The sequence below is a fragment of the Kitasatospora sp. CMC57 genome (assembly GCF_045866025.2).
Lineage (GTDB): Bacteria > Actinomycetota > Actinomycetes > Streptomycetales > Streptomycetaceae > Kitasatospora.
Map to the genome: position 1 here is coordinate 5,646,419 of NZ_AP035881.2, position 24,612 is coordinate 5,671,030.

22 protein-coding genes are annotated in these 24,612 nt (G+C 72.0%); 8 read left to right on the top strand and 14 right to left on the bottom strand.

Annotation, left to right across the window (positions count from 1 at the left end):
- Nucleotides 1-14: 14 nt before the first annotated feature.
- Nucleotides 15-2,132, bottom strand: a complete 2,118-nt coding sequence (gene glgX / locus ACKUU6_RS25205; RefSeq protein WP_407990843.1) for a glycogen debranching protein GlgX — start codon at nucleotides 2,130-2,132, stop codon at nucleotides 15-17.
- 380 nt (nucleotides 2,133-2,512) lie between these two features.
- Here glgX and ACKUU6_RS25210 point away from each other — a divergent pair, with 380 nt between their 5' ends.
- The 3 genes from ACKUU6_RS25210 (at nucleotide 2,513) to ACKUU6_RS25220 (ending at nucleotide 5,986) form a co-directional block, all read left to right on the top strand.
- Nucleotides 2,513-3,760: an SAV2148 family HEPN domain-containing protein gene (locus tag ACKUU6_RS25210; protein ID WP_407990844.1), complete on the top strand. Its 1,248-nt coding sequence runs from the start codon at nucleotides 2,513-2,515 to the stop codon at nucleotides 3,758-3,760.
- A 183-nt stretch (nucleotides 3,761-3,943) separates the two neighbouring features.
- Nucleotides 3,944-5,194, top strand: a complete 1,251-nt coding sequence (locus ACKUU6_RS25215; RefSeq protein ID WP_407990845.1) for a Dyp-type peroxidase — start codon at nucleotides 3,944-3,946, stop codon at nucleotides 5,192-5,194.
- Nucleotides 5,195-5,284: 90 nt separating this feature from the next.
- Nucleotides 5,285-5,986, top strand: a complete 702-nt coding sequence (locus ACKUU6_RS25220) for an exonuclease domain-containing protein (RefSeq protein WP_407990846.1) — start codon at nucleotides 5,285-5,287, stop codon at nucleotides 5,984-5,986.
- 10 nt (nucleotides 5,987-5,996) lie between these two features.
- Here the strand turns inward: ACKUU6_RS25220 and ACKUU6_RS25225 are convergent, their stop codons facing one another.
- Nucleotides 5,997-6,908: a polysaccharide deacetylase family protein gene (locus ACKUU6_RS25225; RefSeq protein WP_407990847.1), complete on the bottom strand. Its 912-nt coding sequence runs from the start codon at nucleotides 6,906-6,908 to the stop codon at nucleotides 5,997-5,999.
- Between the two features lie 122 nt (nucleotides 6,909-7,030).
- Nucleotides 7,031-7,915 (bottom strand): phosphotransferase, encoded by an 885-nt coding sequence (locus tag ACKUU6_RS25230; RefSeq protein WP_407990848.1) that lies wholly within the window; start codon nucleotides 7,913-7,915, stop codon nucleotides 7,031-7,033.
- A gap of 318 nt (nucleotides 7,916-8,233) precedes the next feature.
- Here ACKUU6_RS25230 and ACKUU6_RS25235 point away from each other — a divergent pair, with 318 nt between their 5' ends.
- From ACKUU6_RS25235 to ACKUU6_RS25245, 3 genes are all read left to right on the top strand, one after another.
- Nucleotides 8,234-10,393, top strand: a complete 2,160-nt coding sequence (locus ACKUU6_RS25235; protein ID WP_407990849.1) for an MMPL family transporter — start codon at nucleotides 8,234-8,236, stop codon at nucleotides 10,391-10,393.
- Nucleotides 10,394-10,693: 300 nt separating this feature from the next.
- Nucleotides 10,694-10,900, top strand: coding sequence for a cold-shock protein (locus ACKUU6_RS25240; protein WP_184921076.1), 207 nt, complete (start codon nucleotides 10,694-10,696; stop codon nucleotides 10,898-10,900).
- A 186-nt stretch (nucleotides 10,901-11,086) separates the two neighbouring features.
- On the top strand, nucleotides 11,087-12,757 hold the full coding sequence (locus ACKUU6_RS25245; protein ID WP_407990850.1) for a DEAD/DEAH box helicase: 1,671 nt from the start codon (nucleotides 11,087-11,089) through the stop codon (nucleotides 12,755-12,757).
- A 98-nt stretch (nucleotides 12,758-12,855) separates the two neighbouring features.
- Here the strand turns inward: ACKUU6_RS25245 and ACKUU6_RS25250 are convergent, their stop codons facing one another.
- Nucleotides 12,856-13,680, bottom strand: coding sequence for a helix-turn-helix transcriptional regulator (locus tag ACKUU6_RS25250; protein ID WP_407990851.1), 825 nt, complete (start codon nucleotides 13,678-13,680; stop codon nucleotides 12,856-12,858).
- Nucleotides 13,681-13,789: 109 nt separating this feature from the next.
- Here ACKUU6_RS25250 and ACKUU6_RS25255 point away from each other — a divergent pair, with 109 nt between their 5' ends.
- Both ACKUU6_RS25255 and ACKUU6_RS25260 read left to right on the top strand, forming a co-directional pair.
- Nucleotides 13,790-14,779, top strand: coding sequence for a hypothetical protein (locus tag ACKUU6_RS25255; protein ID WP_407990852.1), 990 nt, complete (start codon nucleotides 13,790-13,792; stop codon nucleotides 14,777-14,779).
- 3 nt (nucleotides 14,780-14,782) lie between these two features.
- Nucleotides 14,783-15,193 carry a hypothetical protein gene (locus ACKUU6_RS25260; protein ID WP_407990853.1) on the top strand — a complete coding sequence of 137 codons (411 nt, stop codon included), beginning with the start codon at nucleotides 14,783-14,785 and terminating at the stop codon, nucleotides 15,191-15,193.
- Here ACKUU6_RS25260 and ACKUU6_RS25265 read toward each other — a convergent pair.
- From ACKUU6_RS25265 to ACKUU6_RS25310, 10 genes are all read right to left on the bottom strand, one after another.
- A complete protein-coding gene (locus tag ACKUU6_RS25265) occupies nucleotides 15,151-15,903 on the bottom strand; it encodes a sirohydrochlorin chelatase (protein WP_407990854.1) in 753 nt (250 codons plus the stop codon). The genes ACKUU6_RS25260 and ACKUU6_RS25265 overlap by 43 nt on opposite strands.
- Nucleotides 15,904-15,914: 11 nt before the next feature.
- Nucleotides 15,915-16,808 (bottom strand): ABC transporter permease, encoded by an 894-nt coding sequence (locus ACKUU6_RS25270; RefSeq protein ID WP_407990855.1) that lies wholly within the window; start codon nucleotides 16,806-16,808, stop codon nucleotides 15,915-15,917.
- Nucleotides 16,795-17,598, bottom strand: a complete 804-nt coding sequence (locus ACKUU6_RS25275; protein ID WP_407990856.1) for an ABC transporter ATP-binding protein — start codon at nucleotides 17,596-17,598, stop codon at nucleotides 16,795-16,797. The genes ACKUU6_RS25270 and ACKUU6_RS25275 overlap by 14 nt, the downstream gene beginning before the upstream one ends.
- A 130-nt stretch (nucleotides 17,599-17,728) precedes the next feature.
- The gene (locus ACKUU6_RS25280; protein WP_407990857.1) at nucleotides 17,729-18,880 is read right to left on the bottom strand and encodes an ABC transporter substrate-binding protein; all 1,152 of its coding nucleotides are present in this window, start codon (nucleotides 18,878-18,880) and stop codon (nucleotides 17,729-17,731) included.
- 229 nt (nucleotides 18,881-19,109) lie between these two features.
- The gene (locus ACKUU6_RS25285; RefSeq protein ID WP_407990858.1) at nucleotides 19,110-20,432 is read right to left on the bottom strand and encodes a sulfate adenylyltransferase subunit 1; all 1,323 of its coding nucleotides are present in this window, start codon (nucleotides 20,430-20,432) and stop codon (nucleotides 19,110-19,112) included.
- 2 nt (nucleotides 20,433-20,434) lie between these two features.
- Nucleotides 20,435-21,370, bottom strand: coding sequence for a sulfate adenylyltransferase subunit CysD (gene cysD, locus ACKUU6_RS25290; protein WP_407990859.1), 936 nt, complete (start codon nucleotides 21,368-21,370; stop codon nucleotides 20,435-20,437).
- Nucleotides 21,367-21,948 carry an adenylyl-sulfate kinase gene (gene cysC / locus ACKUU6_RS25295; protein ID WP_407992235.1) on the bottom strand — a complete coding sequence of 194 codons (582 nt, stop codon included), beginning with the start codon at nucleotides 21,946-21,948 and terminating at the stop codon, nucleotides 21,367-21,369. The genes cysD and cysC overlap by 4 nt, the downstream gene beginning before the upstream one ends.
- A gap of 79 nt (nucleotides 21,949-22,027) precedes the next feature.
- On the bottom strand, nucleotides 22,028-22,726 hold the full coding sequence (locus ACKUU6_RS25300; RefSeq protein WP_407990860.1) for a phosphoadenylyl-sulfate reductase: 699 nt from the start codon (nucleotides 22,724-22,726) through the stop codon (nucleotides 22,028-22,030).
- Nucleotides 22,710-22,886, bottom strand: coding sequence for a hypothetical protein (locus ACKUU6_RS25305; protein WP_407990861.1), 177 nt, complete (start codon nucleotides 22,884-22,886; stop codon nucleotides 22,710-22,712). Before ACKUU6_RS25305 ends, ACKUU6_RS25300 begins: the two co-directional genes overlap by 17 nt.
- Nucleotides 22,883-24,607: a nitrite/sulfite reductase gene (locus ACKUU6_RS25310; protein ID WP_407990862.1), complete on the bottom strand. Its 1,725-nt coding sequence runs from the start codon at nucleotides 24,605-24,607 to the stop codon at nucleotides 22,883-22,885. Before ACKUU6_RS25310 ends, ACKUU6_RS25305 begins: the two co-directional genes overlap by 4 nt.
- Nucleotides 24,608-24,612 lie beyond the last annotated feature (5 nt).

Genomic DNA, 24,612 nt, shown 5'->3' on the forward strand with positions numbered 1-24,612 from the left:
GCGGACCGGCTCGGTCAGGCCGGGCGCTGAAGGACCATCAGCGAACGGTCGGTCAGCCAGAGCGTGTCACCCGCCTTCACCCTGGTGCCGGTGCCCGGCGCGGGCAGCACGGCGAGCGTGGTGTCCACCACCGTCTGCCACTCCTGGCCGTGGTCGGCCGGGACGGTGAACTCCAGCGCCTCGGAGTGGGCGTTGAAGAGCAGCAGGAAGGAGTCGTCGACGATCTTGCCGCCGCGCCGGTCCGGCTCGGAGATCGCGTTGCCGTTCAGGAAGACGGTGAGCGACTTGGCGTAGCTGGTGGACCAGTCCCGCTTGGTCATCTCCTCACCGGCCGGGGTGAACCAGCCGATGTCGGTCAGGTCGTCGTGGGTGCCGGAGACCGGGCGGCCGTGGAAGAACCGGCGGCGGCGGAAGACCGGGTGGTCCCGCCGGAGCCAGATCATCCCCTGGGTGAACTCCAGCAGCTCGGCCTCGGGGGTGCCGTTCTTGGGCCAGTGCACCCAGGAGAGCTCGTTGTCCTGGCAGTAGGCGTTGTTGTTGCCGTGCTGGGTGCGGCCGAGCTCGTCGCCGTGGGAGAGCATCGGGACGCCCTGCGAGAGCAGCAGGGTGGCGATGAAGTTGCGCTGCTGACGGGCTCTCAGCTCCCGCACGCCGAGGTCGTCGCTGGGACCCTCGGCCCCGCAGTTCCACGAGCGGTTGAACGATTCGCCGTCCCGGTTGTCCTCGGCGTTGGCCTCGTTGTGCTTCTCGTTGTACGAGACCAGGTCCCGCAGGGTGAAGCCGTCGTGGCAGGTGACGAAGTTGATCGAGGCGATCGGGCGGCGGCCGTCGTCCTGGTAGAGGTCGGAGGAGCCGGTCAGCCGGGAGCCGAACTCGGCCAGCGTGGCGGCCTCGCCGCGCCAGAGGTCGCGGACGGTGTCCCGGTACATGCCGTTCCACTCCGTCCAGAGCGGGGGGAAGTTGCCGACCTGGTAGCCGCCCTCGCCCAAGTCCCAGGGCTCGGCGATCAGCTTGGCCTGGGAGACCACCGGGTCCTGCTGGCAGAGGTCGAAGAACGAGGAGAGCCGGTCCACCTCGTGGAACTGCCGGGCCAGCGTGGCGGCCAGGTCGAAGCGGAAGCCGTCCACGTGCATCTCGGTGACCCAGTAGCGCAGCGAATCCATGATCATCTGGAGCACGTGCGGGCTGCGCATCAGCAGGCTGTTGCCGGTGCCCGTGGTGTCCTCGTAGAACCGCTGGTCCTTGGCGAGGCGGTAGTAGGAAGCGTTGTCCAGGCCGCGGAAGGAGAGCGTCGGGCCGAGGTGGTTGCCCTCCGCGGTGTGGTTGTAGACCACGTCGAGGATCACCTCGATGCCGGCCGCGTGCAGCGCCTTGACCATCGACTTGAACTCCTGCACCTGCTGCCCGCGGTCCCCGCCGGAGGAGTAGGAGGAGTGCGGGGCGAAGAAGCCGATGGTGTTGTAGCCCCAGTAGTTGGACAGCCCGAGGTCCCGCAGCCGGTGGTCCCGGACGAACTGGTGCACCGGCATCAGCTCGATCGCGGTCACGCCGAGCTTGGCGAGGTGCTCGATCACCGCCGGGTGGCCGATCCCCGCATAGGTGCCCCGGATCTCCTCGGGGATGCCGGGGTGCAGCTGGGTCAGGCCCTTGACGTGGGCCTCGTACAGCACGGTGCGATGGTAGTCGGTGCGCGGCGGGCGGTCGTTGCCCCAGTCGAAGTAGGGGTTGATCACCACCGAGTGCATGGTGTGCGGCGCCGAGTCCAGGTCGTTGCGCCGCTCGGGCGCGCCGAAGTGGTAGCCGTACACCGACTCGTCCCAGTCGATGTGGCCGCTCATCGCCTTGGCGTACGGGTCGAGCAGCAGCTTGGCGCTGTTGTGCCGCTGGCCCAGCCCGGGGTTGTGCGGGCCGTGCACCCGGAAGCCGTACCGCTGCCCGGGCTGGATCCCGGGCAGGTAGGCGTGCCGGACGAAGGCGTCGGTCTCCCGGAGCTCGACCGAGGTCTCGGAGTCGTCCTCGCCCAGCAGACAGAGCTCGATCCGATCGGCGCTCTCGGAGAACACCGCAAAGTTGGTGCCGGCCCCGTCGTACGTGGCGCCGAGGGGGTACGGTTGCCCTGGCCAGACCTGCATATCGCCTCAACTTCCCTGGTGCCAACCGCAATTGGCTCTGCACAGCAACTGCCCGGCTGGCTGCCGGACCATGTACGGATCGCGCGTACCGTGATGCACGGCATACCGGAATACTCCCAACCGGGTGCCGTCAGGGCGAGCAATTGGCTGCGACTTCGCCCGAACGAGTGTCCGCCCACCGGCTAATCCGCCTTCTCCGAACGGATGGTTGTGCGGGCAAGGGGCTGCGCCCCCGCCGACCCGGCAGTACCCTTGATCGTCCGGCACGCGCTCCGGGCACCGTGCGGACCTGACCCCGGCCGCGATGGTTGAGGCAGGGTCAGCGGACGGCCCGTCATCTCGCCGGTCCGCCGGGGGTGGGCCGAGAGGTGAGGTAGCGCATGGTGGTCCCCGCCGACGGCCGGGACGGTCCGGAGAACCCCGGGCGGAGTGAGGCGCCGACGGTGGTGATGCGCGGGCGGCCGCCGAAACGCGTCACCGTCCCGGCCCAGGGCGGTCCGGCCGAGGCCGCGCCGCTGGCCTGGTCCGCCGACCAGTGGGGTCTGGCCGACCACCGGGTCCGACTGGCCGGCCGCGCGTACGTCTGGCTCAACCTGGTTGAGCAGCGGCTGCGCGCCTTGGTGGACGAGGTGCTCCGGCCGGTCTACGCGCCCGCGCACGGCGAGGACTGGGTGACCGCCGCCGCGGGCCCGGCCGGCGAGGAGTGGGTGCACCGGGCCGGTGCGGTCCGCGAGGTCAGCCGCCGCAAGGGCTACCTGCTCGACCCGGCCGATGACGACCCACTGGTCTTCCTCACCCTGCCGCAGCTGCGCGAGCTGATGGTCCAGCACTGGCCGTGCTTCGAGCCGTACCTGATCGACCGCCGGGAGATCGAGCTCGCCCTGGACGAGCTGGAGGTCGCCCGGCACGTGGTCTCCCGCAACCGCAGCCTCTCCGGGACGGTGCTGGCGCAGACCGAGCGGGCCGCCGCCCGGCTGCTCACCCTGCTGGACGGCGGCTCCGGCGGCGTGCCCGCCGACGTGGTCGAGGAGCTGGTCGGCGGCCGCTTCGCGGACGTGGTCTCGGTCCACGCCGACCGGGTCAGACTGCAGCGCGAACTGCCGGTGGAGGACCTGCTGGAGGGCGCCCGGCGACTGGACGCGCTCGGCATCGGCCTCGGCATGCTCTGCCAGAACTACACCGGCAAGCGGCTGGTGCGGCTGGCCTCGGAGGGCTGCCGGGTCCGGCTGCTGTTCCTCAACCCGGCCAGCAGTGCGGTCCGCCGCCGGGAGCGGGAGCTCGGACTCGGGCGGGGCGAGCTGGCCCGGTCGATCGAGATGAACATCATGCATGTCCGCCGGGTCCGGGCCAGGCTGCGGGACCAGGGCGGCTTCGAGATTCGGGTGTTCGACGAGATGCCGCGCTTCACCGCGTACCTGGTGGAGGGCGCCAGGCCGCCAGGTCGACGGCGGTCCGGCGATCTGGGCGTGGTGCAGCCGTACCTGCGGCGGGCGCGCGGGATCGAGTCCCCCGCGCTGGTGCTGCGCGGCGGTGCCGGTCAGGAGCCGGGCGGTCAGGAGCCGGGGCTGCTGGAGGTCTACCGCGAGGAGTTCGAGGGGGTCTGGGTGGACTCCCGGGCAGTCTCCTGAGCGTGCGGACGGACGGTCGTACCGGAACGGGGGGCGGCTGACCGAGTGTCAGCGGGCCTGGCCCGGCGAGCCCCCGGGCGGCCCCGGTGTCAGGATGTCGATCACCGGTGGCGGCGGGGAGCTCCCATTCGTGCGAGTACGAATCGCCGGTCCGTATCGTCCCGAGCCCAGGAAGTCCGCCTGATGACCGATCAGACCTGCCCGGCCGGATTCGGCCGCCGCAGCTTCGTCAAAGCCACCGCCCTCGCCTCCGGCGCCCTGGCCCTGCCCGCCGGGATCACGGCGGCGGGTGCCACGCCCGCCGGGGCCACCACCGGGCGCCCCCGGGCGGTGATCCCGTTCCACGGCCGGCACCAGGCCGGGATCACCACCCCCGCCCAGGGCCACGCCTGTTTCGCCGCCTTCGCGGTGACCGTTCCCGACCGTGCCCAACTGGCCGACCTACTGCGCGAGCTGACCGCCCGGATCCGCTTCCTCACCGCGGGCGGCACGCCGCCGGCCGACGCACCCGGCAGTGCACCCGGCGACAGCGGCACGCTCGGCCCGGTGATCCCCGCCGACAACCTCACCGTCACGGTCGGGGTCGGCGCCACGCTGTTCGACAGCCGTTACGGTCTGGCCGGGGTGCAGCCGACCCGGCTCGTCCAGATGCCCGCCTTCCGCGGCGACCGGCTGCGCACCGGCGAGCTGCACGGCGACCTCTCGCTCCAGCTCTGCGCCGACAGCGAGGACGTGGTCAGCCACGCACTGCGCGACCTCACCCGCCGCACCCGGGGCAGGCTGCAGCCGCTCTGGCGTACCGACGGCCACCTCCACCCGGCCCGGCCGGACGGCGCCCAGCGCAACGTGATGGGCTTCAAGGACGGCATCGTCAACCCCGACCCCACCTCGGCCCGCGAGCTGGACCGGCTGGTCTGGGTGCAGCCGGGCGGCGGCGAACCGGCCTGGGCCGAGGGCGGAAGCTACCAGGTGCTGCGCACCATCCGGGTGCTCTGCGAGGCGTGGGAGGACGTTCCGCTGGACCGTCAGGAACGGGTGATCGGCCGCCGCCGGGACTCCGGCGCGCCGCTGGACGGGACCACCGAGACCGACCTGCCGGACTACACCAAGGACCCGGATGGCGCCGTCACCCCGCTCGACGCGCACATCCGGCTGGCCAACCCGCGCACCCCCGAGACCGACGCCTCCCGGCTGCTGCGCCGGGGCTACACGTACGACCGGGGCCTGGACGGGAGCGGCCGGATGGACACCGGGCTGGCCTTCTGCAGCTACCAGCAGGACCTGAGACGGCAGTTCGAGGCGGTCCAGCGGCGGCTGGAGGGCGAGCCGCTGGGCGACTTCCTGGTCTGCACCGGCGGCGGCTACTTCTTCGCGCTGCCCGGGGTCGCGGACGAGAACGACTGGCTCGGCCGGGCGATGCTGGCGTCGGCCTGACGGCGGTTTTCCGGTACCGGCGGTTCCTGCTGTCACTGGTGCACGCGATGATGGGCACTCACGACGGGAACCGACGGAAGGACATCTCGGATGAGCTGGTGGAAGGAGCCTCTGGTCGGCTTCGACCTGGAGACCACGGGCACCGACCCGGCGACCTCCAGGATCGTCACCGCGGCGTTGGTGGACACCTTCGGGCCCCGGCCCGAGCGGGTGCTGAACTGGCTGCTCGACCCTGGCGTGCCGGTGCCCGCCGAGGCGACGGCGATCCACGGCATCAGCGACGAGCAGGCCCGCCGGGACGGCCGCCCCGCCGCGATGGCGGTGGAGGAGATAGCCGGCGCGCTCTGCGAGCGCCTGCTGACGGGCCGTCCGGTGGTGGCCTTCAACGCGCCGTTCGACCTCTCGCTGCTGGACGCCGAGCTGGTCAGGTACGGCCTGCGCCCGCTCGCCGACCGGCTCGGCGGCAGCGTCACCCCGGTGGTCGACGCCCTGGTGATCGACCGCGCGGTGGACCGGTACCGGCGCGGTTCGCGCACCCTCCAGCACGTCTGCGCCGTCTACGGGGTCGAGCTGCTCGACGCCCACGAGGCGGGCAGCGACGCCCTGGCCGCCGTCCGGGTGGCGGTGGCCCTCGGTGAGCGCTACCCCACCGAGGTCGGCGGGCTGACACCGGAGCAGCTGCACCTCCGTCAGGTGGCCTGGTACCGGAGCTGGGCCGAGGACCTGCAGTCCTGGCTGCGCCGGGAGAAGGACCCGGCCGCCGAGGTCGACACCACCTGGCCGCTGCGGTAGCGGCCCGGCCTCAGGCGGCCGGGAAGTCGTAGTTGTACCCCTGCGCGGCGAGCCAGGGCAGCAGCTGCCGCAGCGCGCCGACCGTCTGGGTGCGGTCGCCGCCCGCGTCGTGCAGCAGGACCACCCCGCCGGGGCGCAGCTCCCGCTGGACGGTCGCGACGATGGCGGCGACGCCGGGGCGGCTCCAGTCCCGGGGGTCGACCGACCAGCCGAGCGGACGCAGGCCGTTGGCGGCGGCGGTCTGCTGGTTGTCCTTGGTGAACCCGCCGCCCGGGGCCCGGAACCACGGGATGGCGGTGCCCGCGCCGCCCGCCTTCACGATCATGTCCTTCGCGGTGACGATCTCGTACTCCAGCTGGTGGTGGGAGAGGGCGGCGAACGGCTGCGGGTGACTCACGGTGTGGTCGCAGAGCCGGTGGCCCTCGGCCCTGATCCGCTGGACGGTAGCCGGGTAGGCCGTGGCGTTCCGGCCGGTCAGGCAGAAGGTGGCGCGGGCGCCGTACCGGGCGAGCAGGTCTAGCACCTGGCCGGTGGCGGGGCCGGGGCCGTCGTCGAAGGTGAGCGCCACGGTCCGGCCGCCGGAGGCGGTGCGGTACACCACGGAGCTCGAAGTCCCGGGCGGTGCCGGTGGTTTCGGCGTGGCCGAAGCGGGCGGGGTCGGCGGGGCGGGCTTGGAGGGGCTGGGCCTGCCGGTCGGCGGCGCGGTCGGCGGCTCGCTGCCCGCCGAGGGGTTGGTGGCGGGCAGGGGCGGCAGGGACGGCGAAGGGCTGGGGCTCGCGGTCTCGCTCGGGGTGGCGGAGCCGCTGCTCGCTCGCGGTGAACTCGCGGCCACTCCAGACGAGTTGGTGCAGGAGGTCAGCAGTGCGGTGGCGAGCAGGGCGGTGAGCCCGTACCGGCTCTGCTGGGCGAAGCGAGTCCGCATGGCGACGGCTCCTGACGTCGTACCGGCCGCCCGTGCGGGGCGTCTGCCCGGTGGGACGTCAGGAGCGTACGCGCCGGTTCCGAGGGTGCGTGCGAACGACAGGTGCGTACGCACGAGCCGGATCAGAACGGGTACCAGCGCTCCGCCGTGGCCCCGTCCCGCAGCGACCCGACCCGGCGGGTGAACTCGGCCAGTGCTGCCGGGTTCCCGGGTGCCTGCTGGGCGACCCAGGAGGCGCTGGCGGTCTCCCTGGCGCCGCGCAGCACCGCGAAGCCGGGCCAGTCGCGGACGTCCCAGCCGTACGCGCCGGTGAACTCGAGGTACTCCTCGGCCGGAACGCCGTACCGGTCGTGGCTGAGCGCGAGCACCACCAGGTCGTGCTCGCGCAGGTCGCCGGAGACGGTCTCCAGGTCGAGCAGGACGGGGCCGTCCGGGCCGACCCGGACGTTGCGCGGCAGGGCGTCGCCGTGGATCACCCCGGCGGTCAACTCCGGTACCAGTTCGGCGATCGCGGCCTGGTACTCGGCCTTCCGGGCGCGCAGGAAGGCCACGTCCGCCGGGTCCAGGTGTCCGTCCGCACTCGCCAGCCAGCGGTCCACCGGGGCGAGCAGCTCGCGCGGGGCGAGCGGGAACGGCGGGGCGGGCAGCGCGTGCAGCGCACGCAGCAGCGGCGCCAGGTCGGCCGGCCGGGCCGGGCGGACGGCGGGGGCCAGCCGGTGCCAGAAGGTGACGGGGTGTCCGTCCACCAGGACGGGTGCCGGCAGGTACGGGCGGACCACTGGGATGCCCTGCCCGGCGAGCCACTCCGCGACGGCCAGTTCGCGGCCGGCCCGCTCGGCCACCGCGGGCCCGCGGCCGACCTTGGCCACCACGGCCGGGTCGCCGAGGTCGAAGGCGGCGTTCTCGCCGAACGCCAGCGGTTCCGCCACCGTCGGCTCCGGGAGCCCGGCGGCCGCGCAGGCGCGGGTCAGCAGGGTACGGGCGGTGGCGGCGTCGAAAGTGCTCATTCGGGCATCATCGCGCAGGCCGCCCGTCTCCTCCTCCAGGGCGGTGCCACTCCACCCTGAGGGGGAGGCGTCTCCGTCTGGAGCAGGAGGTGAACCGGTTCGGGCCCGGGTGAAGATGGGGCGGGGGCCGTTCACGGCCCCGGGGGATGCGCCGACCGGAGCCCGCCCGCCCGGTCGAGGGGCGGCTCCCGTAGGATGCTCACACTTACTTACCTGCCGACCGGCTAGGGACCTCAGGGCCCGGCCGCTCACAGCCGTCGCCCCAGTGTCCCGTCCCCCAAGGGCTGCGGTGAACCATGCCCAGGAGGCACAACGAGCATGTTCCACCGGATCGGACAATTCGTCGTCAAGCGCGCCTGGTGGGTGATCCTCGCCTGGATCGTCGCCGCGGTCGCCATCGTCGCGACGGCACCCAAGCTGACCGCCCAGAGCGACGCGAGCGACTTCCTGCCGCGCCACTACGAGTCCATCCGGGCCTCGGTGGTGCAGCAGCAGGCGTTCCCCGCGAACTTCACCCCGTCGGCGATGGTCCTCTTCGAGCGCACCGACGGCGCCCCGCTGGACGAGGCGGACAAGGCCACCATGGCCAAGGTCGTCCAAACCCTGACCGACAAGAAGATCAAGTTCGTCGAGCAGGTCACCCCGGTCACCACGCAGAGCACCTCGAAGGACGGCAAGTACGCCCTCTCGATGGTCGGCATGGAGAAGGACGCGGCCTACAAGCCCGAGGCCGCCGACTCCGCCAAGGAGCTGCGCGAGGACGCCAAGAAGGCCGCCGAGGGCAGCACCCTCAAGGTCCAGCTCGGCGGCCAGGCCGCGCAGAACCTGGACCAGAAGGACTCGTCCGAGCTGGCCAACGCGCTGATCGGCATCGGCACGATCGTGATCATCATGCTCACGCTCGGCATCATCTTCCGCAGCCCGATCATCGCGCTGCTGCCGGTCATCTCGGTCTTCGTCTACTCGATGGTGGCCAACGGCCTGATCGGGTACGCGGTGAAGGCCTTCGGCCTCAAGGCGGACAACTCGGTCTCGGCGATCCTGATCATCGTACTGTTCGGGGTCGGCACCGACTACTTCCTGTTCCTGATGTTCCGCTACCGCGAGCGGTTGCGGGCCGGGGACAGCCGGAAGGACGCGGTGGCCAACGCGGTCGGCCGGGTCGGCGAGGCGATCACCTCCGCCGCCGGCGCCGTGATCGTGGCGTTCAGCGTGCTGCTGCTCTCCAGCCTCGGCATGTTCAAGGCGATGGGCCCCTCGCTGGCCATCGCGGTCGGCGTCACCGCCATCGCCTCGGTCACCCTGGTGCCCGCGATCCTGTCGCTGATCCCGGAGAAGGTGCTGTTCTGGCCCTCGAAGGCGTGGCAGCGGGACCCGAAGAACGCCCGCTTCGCCGCCCTCGGTGAGACGGTCAAGCGCCGTCCGCTGATGGTCGCGCTGGTCTCCGGCGGTCTGCTGCTGGCCTTCTCGGCCGCCGCGTTCGGCTACAAGGGCACCTTCGACCTGGCGGCCGGCTCGATGCCGAAGACCAAGGAGTCGATGGTCGTCCAGGACACCCTGATGACGGCGTTCTCGGCCGGCGCGGCCGACCCGAGCCACGTCTACCTGACCGGCAAGGACGGCGCCAAGCTCGACCCGGCCTCGTTCGACGGCTACGCCGCCGCGCTCGGCAAGGTCGACGGGGTGGCCCAGGCCTTCCCGAAGCCCAACCTGAGCACGGACGGCGGCACCGCCGACTTCACCGTCATGCTCAAGGACGGCCCGGCCACCAACAAGGCGATCGAGACGGTCACCGACCTGCGCGAGGTGGCACACGCCTCCGCCCCGGCCGGGACCGAGGCCTACGTCGGCGGTCTGACCTCCGTCTACAAGGACATCAACTCCGCGATGGCCCGCGACTACTCGCTGGTCTTCCCGATCGCGGCCGTGCTGATCATGCTGATCCTCGGCCTGCTGCTGCGCAGCGTGGTCGCCCCCTGGTACCTGATGGTGGCCGTCGGCCTCGGCTTCACCGCCACCATCGGTGCCACGAGCCTGATGTTCCAGCACGTCCAGGGCGAGAGCGGCCTGATGTTCATGCTGCCGATGCTGATCTACCTGTTCGTGGTGGCGATCGGCACCGACTACAACATCCTGATGATCGCCCGGCTCCGCGAGGAGGCGGCCGAGGGCAACAGCCCGCGCGAGGCCGCCGCACTGGCGGTCAAGCACGGCGGCCCGACCGTCGCGGCGGCCGGCTTCATCCTGGCCGGCACCTTCGGCACGATGCTGCTGGCGGGCAACATCTTCTTCAGCGAGATCGGCTTCTCGGTGGCCTTCGGCATCATCGTGTCGGCCTTCGTGATGTCGATGTTCTTCACCCCGGCGCTCACCGCGCTGCTCGGCAAGGCCGCCTGGTGGCCGGGTCACGCGGCGCTGCCCGGGCACGAGGCCGAGCCCTCGTCCGACAGGCAGCCGGAGCCGGCCGGACGGCACTGACCCGGTGTCCGGAGCGGCGGGCGGCGATCATGCCGCCCGCCGCTCCGGCGCAGGTGAGGGGTGCAGGTGAACGGCGTGTGACGGGGGACCGTTCGGGGGAAATTCTCCGATCATCTCGGGTACCGCCGTGCTACAGTCGAAGCAGTTGCAGTTTTGGTTCCCATGAACGTACGTGTGCGCCTGCTGGTACCAACCAACAGGCGCATTTGTTTTGTCCGGTGTTTCAACCTCCGGATGGGGATCGCGGCTACTTGGGGCCTACGAGGTGTGGGTCCCTTGCCCCAGCAGAAGGAGACGGTTATGGCTACCGGCACCGTGAAGTGGTTCAACAGCGAAAAGGGCTTCGGCTTCATCGAGCAGGAGGGTGGCGGCCCGGACGTGTTCGCCCACTACTCCAACATCCAGGCCAATGGCTTCCGTGAGCTCGTTGAGGGCCAGCACGTCGAGTTCGACGTCACGCAGGGCCAGAAGGGCCCGCAGGCCGAGAACATCCGCATCGCCGGCTGAACCTGAGCGACGCGTAGCGAGGGCCCGCACCGCACGGTGCGGGCCCTCGTTCATGCCGCCGAACGGCCGGGGCGGCGCACGACTCCTGACGGCCGACCTCCCCCAGCAGCATGCCGGGGGTGCCACTTTCTGGTCCTTCGCCACGCGTACAACCGTGGCCATCGGCCGCCCAGGACGGAGAACACATTGACCACGCCTGCCCGCCCGCCGCGCAACCGTCGTAGCCCGCAGCAGTCCACCGGCCGCCCGCAGCAACAGCGCACCGGCACCAGCAGTGGCGGTCTCGCCAGCCGCGGTGGCGGCAACCGCCGCCCCCAGCGCAGCGCGCCGCAGGAGGCGCCCGCCGACTTCGCCGTCGTCGAGGGCACCCCGGCCCGCCCGCCGGCCGCCACCTTCGCCGAGCTGGAGATGCCCAAGGGCCTGCTCTCCGCGCTCGGCCGGGAGGGCGTCACCGAGCCCTTCCCGATCCAGTCCGCCACCCTGCCGGACGCCCTGGCCGGCCGTGACGTGCTCGGCCGCGGCCGTACCGGCTCGGGCAAGACCCTCGCCTTCGGCCTCTCGCTGCTGGCCCGTACCGCCGGGAAGCGGGCCGACGCCCGCGCACCGCTGGCCCTGGTGCTGGTGCCGACCCGTGAGCTGGCCCAGCAGGTCACCGACGCGCTCACCCCGTACGCCACTGCGGTCAATCTGCGGATCGCCACCGTGGTCGGCGGCATGTCGATCACCCGGCAGGCGAACGCCGTCCGCCGTGGCGCCGAGGTCCTGGTCGCGACCCCGGGCCGACTGGACGACCTGATCAACCGTCAGGACGTCCGGCTGGACGACGTGCAGATCACCGTGCTGGACGAGGCCGACCAGATGGCCGACATGGGCTTCCTGCCCCAGGTCACCAAGCTGCTGGAGCAGGTCGCCGAGGGCGGCCAGACGATGCTCTTCTCGGCCACCCTGGACCGGAACGTGGACCGCCTGGTGCGCCGCTTCCTGACCGACCCGGTGACCCACTCGGTCGACCCGTCGGCCGGCGCGGTCACCACCATGGACCACCACGTGCTCCAGCTGGACGCCACCGACAAGGTCTCGGTGACGGCGCACATCGCCTCCCGTGACGGCCGGATGATCATGTTCGTGCACACCAAGCACGGCGCCGACCGGCTGGCGAAGCAGCTGCTGGCGGCAGGTGTGAAGGCGGCCGCACTGCACGGCGGCAAGTCGCAGCCGCAGCGCAACCGGGTGCTGGACCAGTTCCGCGACGGGCAGATCAGCGCGCTGATCGCCACCAACGTGGCGGCCCGCGGCATCCACATCGACGGTCTCGACCTGGTCGTGAACGTGGACCCGCCGATCGACCACAAGGACTACCTGCACCGCGGCGGCCGGACCGCCCGGGCCGGCGAGTCCGGCACCGTGGTGACCCTGGTGCTGCCCGAGCAGCGCCGTGAGGTCAGCCGCCTGATGACCACCGCGGGCATCCGGCCGACCACCACGAAGGTCCGCCCGGGCGACGCCGAGCTGTCCCGGATCACCGGTGCCCGGACGCCGAGCAACGTCCCGGTCACGCTGGCCCCCGTGGTCACCCCCGGTGCGGCCCCGGCCGCCCCGGCCCAGCCGCGTCGGCGCGCCCCCAAGCGTTCCGGGCTGCCCACGGACGTGGACATGAACGGCAACGCCCGTCGCCCCCGGGCCAAGCAGCGGATGGGCGCGGGTGCCGCCACCGGTGGCGGCACCGGCCGGACCGGTGCGGGCAACGGCCGGACGGCTGCCGGGTTCATCGGCAAGTCGGCCGGGACCAAGCCGGGTTCGGGTACGAAGAGCGGCTCCAACTACGGCACCGGCCGGCAGCGACGCAAGTCCGACTGACCCTTCGGGGCCTTCGCACAGGGGTAACGGGCGCACAAGTCCGTTGCCCCTGTGGCGTTTCCGGGGCCGGTACCCACCGCCGACCTCCCGCACCGCCTTCAGGGTCCGACGGGCAGCAGGCGCAGCCGTTCGGCCGTCTCCGGGTCGCGGGGCAGCAGCACCACCAGTTGGACGTCCCCCTCGGTGCGGAGCACCAGTTGGTCGATCCGCAGCAGGCCGACCGTCTCGTGCGCGATGTCCTTGGCGGTGCCCGCGCGTTCCTGCACCTCGTGTTCGTCCAACCAGCGGTCGGCGTCCGGGTGTTCGGCCCGCAGGCGGGTGATCAGGTCGGCCAGCCGGGTGGTACGACGTTCGCCGTAGGCGGTGCGGAGCTGGGCCAGGATGCGGCGCGCGTGCAGCTCCCAGTCGAGGGTGCGGCGGCGGTTCTTCTCGTTGGCGAACACCTGCCAGGCCAGATTGCGGTCGGCGGGGGCGCAGGCGGAGAAGCCCAGCAGCGCGTCGGCCGGGGCGTTCCAGGCGCGGAGGTCCCAGTCGGCGTCCAACAGGAAGGCCGGGGACGGGCTCTGAGCCTCCATCAGACGCAGCAGCGGGGCCGGGACCTCGGAAGGCGGCTCGCTGGGCGGTGCGGCCGGGTCGGTGCCGCCCACCAGGCGGAACAGGTAGGCGGTCTCGGCCCGGTCCAGCTGCAGGGTGCGGGCCAGACTGCCCAGGACCTCGGGGGAGGGGTTGATCCGGCGCCCCTGCTCCAGCCAGGTGTACCAGGTGACGCCGACTCCGGCGAGCAGCGCCAGCTCCTCCCGGCGCAGCCCCGGGGTGCGGCGGCGGGCACCGGGCGCCAGGCCGACCTGTTCGGGCGTCAGCCGGGCCCGCCGGGTGCGCAGAAAGCTGGACAGCGCCTTGCGCTCGAGTTCGGTGGTGCTCATCGTCTCCCCCTGGTCCTGGTAGCCCCGCTACCAGTATCGCCACGCACTGCCGGGCGCCGGCACCGGGCGGGAGGCTGGAGGCACGTTCCACCCCGAAGGAGACACCACCATGACGATCCGTCCGATCCGCGCCGCCGCCGTGGCCACCGTGGCCGCCGCCCTGCTGGGAGCCGGTGCGCTGCCGGCCGCCGCCCACCCCTACCGGCCGGCGGCGGTGGTCGCCGGGCACGCCGACAGCCTGCACCCCGAGGACGCGGTCTGGGACGCGGCGCACCACCGCTTCCTGGTCGGTTCGCTGCGGCACGGCACAGTCTCGGCCGTCCGCCCGGACGGCTCGGTGCGGACCCTGGTCGACGACCCGGAGCACCTGGTCTCGGTGATCGGCATCCAGATCGACCGGGCCCGGGGCCGGGTGCTGGTGGCCAACGCCGACCCGGGGGTGGGCCTGCGGCACGACCCGGCAAAGGTGGTCGCGGGCATCGGCGCGTACGACCTGGAGACCGGGCGGCGGCTGTTCTACACCGACCTGGCCGCGGTGGCGGCCGACGGCGGCCGTCACTTCGCCAACGACCTGGTGCTGGGCCCGGACGGCGAGACGTACGTGACCGACTCGTTCTCCCCGCTGGTCTACCGGGTGCGGCCCGACGGCCGGGCCTCGGTGTTGGTACGGGACGACCGACTGGCCACCCCGGCGGGCGCGTTCGGGCTGAACGGGATCGTCCGGCTCGGGCACACCCTGCTGATCGGCAAGTACGACGACGGCACGCTGTGGCGGCTGGCGCTGGACCGTACGGCGGAGCTGCGCCAGGTTGCGCTGTCGGGCCCCCGCGCGGTCGGCCTGGACGGGCTGCTGTACGCGGGCGACGGCACCCTGCGCGGGGTCACCAACACGCTCGGCGGCACCGGTGCGGACACCCTGGTGGACCTGCACTCGGCTGACGGCTGGCGGAGCGCGACGCTGACGGTGCGGGCGGCGGCCGATCCGGCGCCGACCGCGCTGGTGGCCGGGCCCGGCGGCACGGTGTACGAGCTCTCCGGGCGGATGGACCTGCTGTTCAAGGGCGTGACGGACGACCGGTTCACCCTGCGTAGGGTGTGAGGCATGGAACTCGACGCGCGGAGTCTCGCGGAGCAGGAGCGGTGTCTGGACGAGCTGCTCGGTGCGCTCGGCCTGGCTTGGGACGAGCCGGCGGACCCGCGCGTCGAGGCACTGGCGGCGCGGCAGCCGCTCTACCCGCAGTACCACCGGATCGGCCACAAGCGGCAGTTGGCGTACCGGACGCTGGACGGCGAACGGCGGCTGGTGCTCGGGAGCTATGACGCGGTCGTCCGCGCGGTGGTCGCGGACCGGGGCACCGACTCGCCGCGCTGGCTGGTGTCGGTACTGGTCTCGGCCGTGGGGCGGCGGAGGGCGGAGGCGGACCTGCTGGCGGCGGGTGCCTCGGCGGACGCGCTGCGTTGGGTGCGGTTTCAGGCGGCCGCGACAGCGGTGGCGGTCCGGGCCTCGTCGTAGCGGCGGAGCAGCAGCCGGGCGATCTCCGGGGCGGCGCCGAGGACCGGGGCGACGGTGTCGACGCCGGCGGCCTCGGCGGCGGTGGCGATCCGGTCCGGCAGCAGGCCGGGCGCCAACAGGTAGGGGGCAACGGCGAGTTGACGCAGCCTCCGGGCCCGCAGGGCAGCGACCGCGTCGGCCAGCTGAGGTGGGGCGGCGGAGGCGTGCGCGACCTCGACGGCGGCGAAGCCCCGGGTGCGGCAGTACTCGGCCGCCACCGCGCGGGTGGCGGCGTTGGCGGCCCGGTCGGAGGACCCGGCGGCGGCCAGCACCAGGCCGGTGCGGTGCGCCTCGGCCGGGTCGAACCCGGCCTCGGCCAGCCGCCGGTCCAGGGCCGCCAGCAGCAGCGGGGACGGGCCGAGCACCTCGGCCAGCGGCAGGTCGGCCCCGGCCTCCCGTAGTGCGGCGGGGATGTCGCTGCGGGCGTGGAAGGCCCGGTTGAGCAGCAGCGGGACGGCGACGGCGGTGCTGTACCGGTCGACCGCCTGGGCCAGTCGCGGCGCGCAGTGGTCCAGGTAGGCGGCGCTGACCCGCAGCCCGGAGCGTAGCGAACGGACCTGCCGGACCAACTCGTCGACGGTGGCGGCGTGCCGGGGGTCGCGGCTGCCGTGGGCGATCAGCAGCAGCGAGGTCCCGGTGCGGTCGGGTGCGGGCAGCCGGCCGAGGAGCATGGTGGTGCTCCCTACCGGCTACCGTGCAGCAGCCCGCGGTTGCGCAGCACGCGGCGCTCCAGCGGGCTGAAGAACAGCAGGTCGATGGCGACGCCGACGATCAGGATCAGGATGATGCCGAGCAGCACACCCGACATGTCGTTGAACTCGCGCTGGTTCTCCAGGAACCGGCCGAGGCCGACGCCGAGGTCGGGGGAGGCGGCGATCAGCTCGGCGGCCATCAGCGAGCGCCAGGAGAAGGCCCAGCCTTGCTTGAGTCCGGCCAGGTAGCCGGGCAGCGCGCCGGGGAGCAGTACGTGCCGGGCGCGGGTGAGCCCGGTGGCGCCCATGGTGCGGCCGGCCCGCAGGAGCAGGGGCGGGACCTGGTCGATGCCGGCCACCAGGCCGTTGGCGACCGAGGGGACGGCGCCGAGCAGGATGACCGCGTACATGGTGGAGTTGTTGACGCCGAGCCAGATCACCGCGGCGGGGACCCAGGCGACCGAGGGCAGCGACTGGAGGCCGGAGAGGATCGGGCCGATGGCGGCGCGGACCGGCCTGACCTGGGCGACCAGCAGGCCGATCGGGGTGCCGATGATCACGGCGGCGACGAAGCCGGACAGGCCGCGCCAGAGGCTGGTCCAGATGATGCTGAACAGGGTGCCCTTGGTCCACAGGTCGGCCAGTGCGGCCCAGACCATGCCGGGGCTGGGCAGCTTGTACTCGGCGGTCAGCTTGAGGCTGAAGGCGAGCTGCCAGACGACCAGGACCAGCACGACCGCGACCACCGGCGGCAGGGCCTTCTGTCGGAGCGTGGCGAGCAGCGGCGTGCGCTGGGTGACCACGGCGTCCAGCGCGTCCAGCCCGGCGCCGACGTCGGCGGTGGCGTCCTTGTCGAGAACGGGCGCGGTGTCAGTGCTGGCCATGGCGGCGGATCTCCCCACGCAGTTCGTCAGTGATCTCGATGGACAGGTCGGCCACGCCGGCGGACTCGATCCGGCGCGGCTGCGGCAGATCGATCCGCCACTCCCGAGCGACCCGGCCGGGGCGCGAGGAGAGCAGGACGACCCGCTGGGCGAGGCGGACGGCCTCGCGGACGTTGTGGGTGACGAACAGGACCGTGAGCTTCTGCTCGGCCCAGATCCGGGTGAGCTCATCGTGCAGCACGTCCCGGGTGATGGCGTCCAGGGCGGCGAACGGCTCGTCCATCAGCAGCACGTCGCTGCCCTGGGCGAGCGCGCGGGCCAGCGCGACCCGCTGGCGCATGCCGCCGGAGAGCTCGTGGACGCGCTTGGTGTGCGCACCGGTGAGGCGGACCAGCTCCAGCAGGCGTTCCGCCTCGGCGCGCCGTTCGGCCTTCGGGGTGCCGCCGAGCCGCAGGGCGAGCTCGATGTTCTTGCCAGCCGTCAGCCAAGGGAAGAGCGCGTGCTCCTGGAACATCAACGCGGGCCGATGGCCCGGGAGTTCGATGCTGCCGGCGGAGGGCTTGTCGAGGCCGGCCACCAGGTTGAGCAGGGTCGACTTGCCGCAGCCGGAGGCACCCAGCAGGGTGACGAACTCGCCCGGTGCGACATCGAGGGTGATGTCGTCCAGTACGTGGGTGGCGGCGCCGGGACGGCCGAAGGACTTGTGGACGTGCGAGATCCGGACGGCGGGGGCGCCGTCGAGGACCGCGACGCTCGGGGCGATCGTAGCGGTGGTCAGTACCGTGGTCATCCGGGCACCTCCTGGGTGACTGGTCTGGCGGAAGGTTCGGGAAGTTCGGGAGCCGGGGTCCGGCCCCGCCCGGCCCGGCGAAGGGCATCGACTGGGCGGGCGGGGGCACGGACCACGGAGCTTGCGCGGCCTACTGCTTGGTGCCGAGCCCGGCATCCGCGACGGCGGCCTGGCTCTTCTCCTTGAGCACCTTGTTGAGCAGGGTGAGGTCGTAGATCCCGTTCAGCGTCGCCCCCGCGCCAGCGGAACTGGATTTGGGCAGCTTGAGCAGACCGGCGGTCACCGCGTTGTCCGCCTCCTTCTGGAGGGTGGTCGCCAGCGGGTCGTCGATGAAGTCGATGTCGGCCCAGGCCGGGTCGAGGATGGCCGGCTCGAGCGCGTTGCCCGCGGCCTCCTTGATCGCGGCGTTGGCGGCTTCCTTCGCCTTCTCCGGGTTGGCCTTGATGTAGGCGTTGGTGTTCACCGAGCCGCGCAGCACGGCCTCCACCACGTCCGGGTGCTCCTTGAGGAACTTCTGCGAGACGATGATGTTGGTGATCACGAACTTCTTGTCGGGCCAGAGCGACTTCTCGTTCAGCAGCTCCTTCGCGCCCAGCGTGACCAGCTTGGAGGCGGTCGGCTCCGGCACCCAGGCGCCGTCGATGGAGCCCGACTTGTAGGCGTCCGGGGTGACCTTGTTGTCCGAGCGGACCACCGAGACGTCGCCGGCGCCGGAGCTGGCGTCCACCTTCAGGCCCTTGCCGGCCAGGAAGCTGAGCAGCGCCACGTCCTGGGTGTTGCCGATCTGCGGGGTGGCGATCTTCTTGCCCTTGAGGTCGTCCACCGACTTGATCTTGTCGGGATTGACGACGAGTCGGACACCGCCGGAGGCCGAGCCGCCGACGATCTTCAGCGCCTCGCCGTTGGACTTGGTGAAGCCGTTGATCGCGGGGGAGGGGCCGATCCAGCCGATGTCGATCGAACCGGCGTTCAGCGCCTCGATCTCGGCCGGTCCGGCGTTGAAGATCTGCGGCTTGATCCGGGTGCCGCCCAGCTCCTTCTGGATCAGGCCCTCCTTGAGGCCGACCAGCGCGGTGCCGTGGGTCAGGTTGGCGAAGTAACCGATCTTCACCGTGTCGGCGGAGAGCTTGGCCCCGCCGGGCGAGGCGGCGGCCGGAGCGGCCTTGTCCTCGCTCTTGGAGCCGTAGCCGCAGGCGGTCAGCAGGCCGAGGGCGGTGAGGGTGGCCACCGCGGCGACGGCGGTCCGTCTGGCGCGACCCGGCAGAAACTGGGGCGAAGTCATCGAAGTCGTCCTCTTCATGCAGGAAAGAAAGAAAGTCGGATAACGGCACGGAACGGTGCCGGACGAGCCGGGGGCGGCTTCTGCTGCGGGAAGCGGCCGCCCCCGGTGACAGGGGATCAGTGCCCCTGTCCGCCTGCACATCGCGTCAGTCCGCCCTGGCCACTGCCGAGGACGCCGCTGCCGATGCGGCCGCCTTCCTTGTCCATCCCCGAGAACGCTTCGCTGGGCATCAGACCCAGTCCTCCCCGTCAGCGTCGGTACGCACGGTGTCGAACGCCTCGCCCGCCATCCCGGCGGTGAGGGTGGTGCCGTCGGCCGGGTCGATCAGCAGGAACGAGCCGGTCCGGCGGTTGTCGCTGTAGCTGTCCAGGGCGAGCGGCTCGGCTGTGCGCAGCACCACGTGGCCGATCTCGTTGACCGCCAACCCCTCGGGGGCGGAGCGCTGTTCGAGGCCCCTTCCACTGGTTGGCGCCGTGATGTCGATCCGGTAGGAGATCTCCTTGACCAGGGCGCGCACCGTCCGGGTGGTGTGCTTCAGCAGCACCTTCGCCCCGACGTGCAGCGGACGGTCGCTCAGGTGGCAGACGGTAGCCTCGACGTCCTTGGTGGGGACGGGAGTCGCGCCGGCCGCGATCAGGTCGCCGCGCGAGATGTCGATGTCCTCGGCCAGCCGCACCGTCACCGACTGGGGGGCCCAGGCGATGTCGGTCTCGACCCCGAGGGCGTCGATGCCCGCGACGGTGGTGGTGTGACCGCTCGGCAGCACCGTCACCGGGTCGCCGACTCGCAGCACGCCGGAGGCCAACTGCCCCGCGTAGCCGCGGTAGTCAGGGTGGTCCTCGGACTGCGGGCGGATCACGTACTGGACCGGGAAGCGGGCGGGCTGCTCGCTCGGGTCGGTGGTGACCGACACCGTCTCCAGGTGCTCCAGCAGGGTCGGGCCGCCGTACCAGTCCATGTGCGCGGACGGCTCGACCACGTTGTCCCCAGCCAGCGCCGAGATCGGCACCGCCACCACGTCGGTGACGCCCAGGGAGGCAGCGTAGGCGGTGAACTCCTCGGCGATGGCGGCGAAGACGGGCTCGGCGTACTCGACCAGGTCCATCTTGTTGACCGCCAGCACCACGTGCGGCACCCGCAGCAGCGCGGCGACGGCCGCGTGCCGGCGGGTCTGCTCGACCACGCCGTTACGGGCGTCGACCAGCACCACCGCGAGCTCGGCGGTGGAGGCGCCGGTCACCATGTTCCGGGTGTACTGCACGTGCCCGGGGGTGTCGGCCAGGATGAACCGCCGCCGGGCGGTGGCGAAGTAGCGGTAGGCCACGTCGATGGTGATGCCCTGCTCGCGCTCGGCCCGCAGGCCGTCGGTGAGCAGCGCCAGGTCGGGGGTCTCCTGACCGCGCTTGCGGGAGGCGTGCTCGACGGCCTCCAGCTGGTCGGAGAGGACCGACTTGGAGTCGTGCAGCAGCCGGCCGACCAGGGTCGACTTGCCGTCGTCCACCGAACCGGCGGTGGCGAAGCGCAGCAGGGAAGTGGCAGTTGCGGTGCTCATGCTTAGAAGTACCCCTCGCGCTTGCGGTCTTCCATGGCGGCCTCGGACATCTTGTCGTCCGCCCGGGTGGCGCCACGTTCGGTGAGACGGCTGGCGGCGATCTCGGTGATCACGTCGGCGATGGTCGCCGCGTCCGAGTCGACCGCACCGGTGCAGGACATGTCGCCCACGGTGCGGTAGCGGATCAGCCGGTTCTCGACCGTCTCGGTGTCCTTCGGGCCGCCCCACTCGCCGGCGGTCAGCCACATGCCGTCCCGCTTGAACACGTCGCGGTGGTGGGCGTAGTAGATCTCCGGGAGCTCGATGCCTTCCCGCTCGATGTACTGCCAGACGTCCAGCTCGGTCCAGTTGGAGAGCGGGAAGACCCGGACGTGCTCGCCGACCGCGTGCTTGCCGTTGTACAGGCTCCACAGCTCGGGGCGCTGACGGCGCGGGTCCCAGGCGCCGAACTCGTCGCGGAGCGAGAACACCCGCTCCTTGGCCCGGGCCTTCTCCTCGTCCCGGCGGCCGCCGCCGAAGACCGCGTCGAACTTGTTCGACTCGATCGCGTCCAGCAGCGGGACGGTCTGCAGCGGGTTGCGGGTGCCGTCCGGGCGCTCGCGCAGCCGGCCGTCGTCGATGAAGTCCTGGACGTGCGCGACGTGCAGGCGCAGGTTGTGCCGCGCCACCGTGCGGTCCCGGTAGTCGATGACCTCGGGGAAGTTGTGGCCGGTGTCCACGTGCAGCAGGGTGAACGGCACCGGCGCGGGCCAGAACGCCTTGAGCGCCAGGTGCAGCATGACGATCGAGTCCTTGCCGCCGGAGAACAGGATCACCGGTCGCTCGAACTCACCCGCCACCTCACGGAAGATGTGCACCGACTCCGCTTCGAGGGCGTCCAGGTGGGACAGGGTGAAGGGGGTGTCGGTGTCCAGCGGGCTGTGCGTGGCGGTGGTCATGCGAGGCCCCTCTCGGTCAGGAAGGCGTACAGTTCGGCGGCGGACTCGGCGACCTCGCGGCCCTGGGTCTGCAGGCGCAACTCCGGGTTCTGCGGCGCCTCGTACGGGTCGTCGACGCCGGTCAGACCCGAGATCTCACCGGCGGCCTGCTTGGCGTACAGGCCCTTGACGTCCCGCTCGGAGCAGAGCTCCACCGGGGTGGCGACGTGCACCTCCAGGAACGCGGTGCCCAGCGTCGCGTGCCGCTCGCGCACCGCGGCGCGGGAGTCGGCGTACGGCGCGATCACCGGGGCGAGCACCTTCACGCCGTTGGCGGCCAGCTTCTCGGCGACGAAGCCGATCCTGGCCACGTTGGTGTGCCGGTCCTCCTTGCTGAACCCGAGCCCCTTGGAGAGGAACTCGCGGATCTCGTCACCGTCCAGGACCTCGACCCGGTGGCCCTCGGCGCGCAGCCGCTCCGCCAGCGCGAAGGCCAGCGTGGTCTTGCCCGCGCTGGGCAGCCCGGTCAGCCACACGGTGGCGCCGAGCTCGCAGGCCGCGGCCCGCGGGGCCGCCTCTGCGGCTCCGACGGCGGCCAGGCCCGCGGCGGAGCCGCTGGTGAGCCCTGTGGCTGTGCTCAAGGTCGTATCTCCTGACGGGTGGTGACGGACGGTCGGATCAGAGGTGGATGCCGCACTCGGTCTTGCCGGACCCGGCCCAGCGGCCGGCCCGGCCCTGCTCGCCCTCGCCGGGCTTGGCGGTGCAGGACAGCGGCGAGCAGCCGATCGAGGTGTAGCCCTCCCACAGCAGTGGGTTGAGCAGCACCCCGTTGGCAGCCACGTACGCGTCCACGTCCGCCTGCGTCCAGCGGGCGATCGGGGCCAGCTTGACCTTGCGGCGCTTGGCGTCCCAGGCCACCACCGGGGTGTTGGCCCGCGACGGGGACTCGTCCCGGCGCAGCCCGGTGGCCCAGGCGTCGTACCCGCCGAGGCCCCGGTTGAGCGGCTCGACCTTGCGCAGCGAGCAGCACAGGTCCGGGTCGCGGTCGTGCAGGTTGGCGCCGTACTCGGCGTCCTGCTCGGCCACGGTCTGCAGCGGCTTGAGGGTGATGACGTTGACCGGCATCACCGCGGCCACCGCGTCCCGGGTGCCGATGGTCTCGGCGAAGTGGTAGCCGGTGTCCAGGAACACCACGTCCACGCCAGGGAAGACGGAGGAGGCCAGGTGGGCCACCACCGCGTCCTCCATCGAGGAGGTGACGCAGAACCGCTTGCCGAAGTGGTCGGCGGCCCAGCGCAGGATCTCCTGCGCGGGTGCCTCCTCCAGCTCGACGGCGGCCTTGGCGGCCAGCGCCTCGTAGTCAGTGCTGAGACTCATGTGCCGTACCCCCGTTGGTGGTTGACAGCAGGCCGAGGAACTTCAGCTGGAACGCCCGGCGGCAGCTGTGGCACTCCCAGGAACCGTGTCCGGCCTCGGACGGACGCAGGTCCTCGTCCCCGCAGTACGGGCAGTGGAAGGGGGCGGCGCGTTCGGTCACGACAGCTGCTCCTCACTGGCCCGGGCGGTCCACTGGGCGAACCGCTCGCCTTCGTTCTTCTCCGCCTGGTAGCGGGTGAGCACCCGCTCCACGTACTCCGGCAGGCCGTCCTTGGTGACCTTGAGACCGCGGACCTTGCGGCCGAAGCCGGCCTCCAGGCCCAGCGCGCCGCCCAGGTGCACCTGGTAGCCCTCGACCTGCTCGCCGTTCTCGTCGGTCACCAGCTGGCCCTTGAGCCCGATGTCGGCGACCTGGATCCGGGCGCAGGCGTTCGGGCAGCCGTTGATGTTGATGGTGAGCGGCTCGGCGAAGTCCGGCAGACGGGTCTCCAGCTCGTCGATGAGCGTGCGGCCGCGCTCCTTGGTCTCGACGATGGCGAGCTTGCAGTACTCGATGCCGGTGCAGGCCATCGTGCCGCGCCGGAACGGCGAGGGGTTGACCCGCAGGTCCAGCGCCTCCAGGCCGGCCACCAGCGACTCGACCCGGTCCTCGGGCACGTCCAGCACGATCATCTTCTGCTCGGCGGTGGTGCGCAGCCGGTCCGAGCCGTGCTCGGCGGCCAGGTCGGCGACCTCGCCGAGCAGCTTGCCGTTGACGCGGCCGACCCGGGGGGCGAAGCCGACGTAGAAGCGGCCGTCCTTCTGCCGGTGCACGCCGACGTGGTCGCGCCAGGTGCCGCTGGGCTCCTTCGGCGCGGGGCCGTCGACCAGCTTGTACTTGAGGTAGTCGTCCTCCAGCACCTGGCGGAACTTCGCCACGCCCCAGTCGGCGACCAGGAACTTCAACCGGGCCCGGTTGCGCAGCCGGCGGTAGCCGAAGTCGCGGAAGATCCCGATCACGCCGCCGTACACGTCGGCGACCTCGTCCAGCGGCACCCAGGCGCCGAGCCGGACGCCCAGCTTGGGGTTGGTGGAGAGTCCGCCGCCGACCCAGAGGTCGAAGCCGGGGCCGTGCTCGGGGTGCTCGACGCCGACGAAGGCGATGTCGTTGATCTCGTGCGCCACGTCCAGCAGCGGCGAGCCGGAGATCGCCGACTTGAACTTGCGCGGCAGGTTGGAGAACTCCGGGTTGCCGATGAACCGGCGCATGATCTCGTCGATGGCGGGCGTGCCGTCGATGATCTCGTCCTCGGCGATCCCGGCGACCGGGGAGCCAAGGATCACGCGCGGGGTGTCGCCGCAGGCCTCGGTGGTGGAGAGGCCGACCGCTTCCAGCTTCTGCCAGATCGCGGGCATGTCCTCGATCCGGATCCAGTGGTACTGGACGTTCTGGCGGTCGGTCAGGTCTGCGGTGCCCCGGCCGTACTGCTCGGAGACCTCGGCGATCGCCTTCAGCTGAGCCACCGTCAGGCGGCCGCCGTCGATCCGGACCCGGAGCATGAAGAACTCGGCGTCCAGCTCGTGCGGCTCCAGGATCGCGGTCTTGCCGCCGTCGATCCCTTCCTTGCGCTGGGTGTACAGACCCCACCAGCGCATCCGGCCCCGCAGGTCGGCCGGGTCGATCGAGGCGAAGCCGCGCTGGGCGTAGATCGTCTCAATGCGCGTCCGCACGTTGAGACCATCGTCGTCCTTCTTGAACTGCTCGTTGGGGTTGAGCGGGGTGCGGTGCCCCATCCCCCACTGGCCCTCGCCGCGGTGGCGGGTCACCTTGCGGGCGGCGGCGGGACGGCGCGCCGGAGCGGCGTCGACCGGGGGCTCGACCGGTTCGGGAGAGGGGGCCATGGTTG

Excerpts from the sequence above, each read along its gene's own strand:
- ACKUU6_RS25270 (WP_407990855.1), bottom strand. The coding sequence starts at position 16,808 with ATGGCCAGCACTGACACCGCGCCCGTTCTCGACAAGGACGCCACCGCC.
- ACKUU6_RS25275 (WP_407990856.1), bottom strand. The coding sequence starts at position 17,598 with ATGACCACGGTACTGACCACCGCTACGATCGCCCCGAGCGTCGCGGTC.
- glgX (WP_407990843.1), bottom strand. The coding sequence starts at position 2,132 with ATGCAGGTCTGGCCAGGGCAACCGTACCCCCTCGGCGCCACGTACGAC.
- ACKUU6_RS25255 (WP_407990852.1), top strand. The coding sequence starts at position 13,790 with ATGACGATCCGTCCGATCCGCGCCGCCGCCGTGGCCACCGTGGCCGCC.
- ACKUU6_RS25280 (WP_407990857.1), bottom strand. The coding sequence starts at position 18,880 with ATGACTTCGCCCCAGTTTCTGCCGGGTCGCGCCAGACGGACCGCCGTC.
- ACKUU6_RS25230 (WP_407990848.1), bottom strand. The coding sequence starts at position 7,915 with ATGAGCACTTTCGACGCCGCCACCGCCCGTACCCTGCTGACCCGCGCC.
- ACKUU6_RS25215 (WP_407990845.1), top strand. The coding sequence starts at position 3,944 with ATGACCGATCAGACCTGCCCGGCCGGATTCGGCCGCCGCAGCTTCGTC.
- ACKUU6_RS25210 (WP_407990844.1), top strand. The coding sequence starts at position 2,513 with ATGGTGGTCCCCGCCGACGGCCGGGACGGTCCGGAGAACCCCGGGCGG.
- ACKUU6_RS25310 (WP_407990862.1), bottom strand. The coding sequence starts at position 24,607 with ATGGCCCCCTCTCCCGAACCGGTCGAGCCCCCGGTCGACGCCGCTCCG.
- ACKUU6_RS25240 (WP_184921076.1), top strand. The coding sequence starts at position 10,694 with ATGGCTACCGGCACCGTGAAGTGGTTCAACAGCGAAAAGGGCTTCGGC.
- ACKUU6_RS25285 (WP_407990858.1), bottom strand. The coding sequence starts at position 20,432 with ATGAGCACCGCAACTGCCACTTCCCTGCTGCGCTTCGCCACCGCCGGT.
- cysD (WP_407990859.1), bottom strand. The coding sequence starts at position 21,370 with ATGACCACCGCCACGCACAGCCCGCTGGACACCGACACCCCCTTCACC.
- ACKUU6_RS25235 (WP_407990849.1), top strand. The coding sequence starts at position 8,234 with ATGTTCCACCGGATCGGACAATTCGTCGTCAAGCGCGCCTGGTGGGTG.
- ACKUU6_RS25260 (WP_407990853.1), top strand. The coding sequence starts at position 14,783 with ATGGAACTCGACGCGCGGAGTCTCGCGGAGCAGGAGCGGTGTCTGGAC.
- ACKUU6_RS25225 (WP_407990847.1), bottom strand. The coding sequence starts at position 6,908 with ATGCGGACTCGCTTCGCCCAGCAGAGCCGGTACGGGCTCACCGCCCTG.
- ACKUU6_RS25300 (WP_407990860.1), bottom strand. The coding sequence starts at position 22,726 with ATGAGTCTCAGCACTGACTACGAGGCGCTGGCCGCCAAGGCCGCCGTC.
- ACKUU6_RS25265 (WP_407990854.1), bottom strand. The coding sequence starts at position 15,903 with ATGCTCCTCGGCCGGCTGCCCGCACCCGACCGCACCGGGACCTCGCTG.
- ACKUU6_RS25220 (WP_407990846.1), top strand. The coding sequence starts at position 5,285 with ATGAGCTGGTGGAAGGAGCCTCTGGTCGGCTTCGACCTGGAGACCACG.
- ACKUU6_RS25250 (WP_407990851.1), bottom strand. The coding sequence starts at position 13,680 with ATGAGCACCACCGAACTCGAGCGCAAGGCGCTGTCCAGCTTTCTGCGC.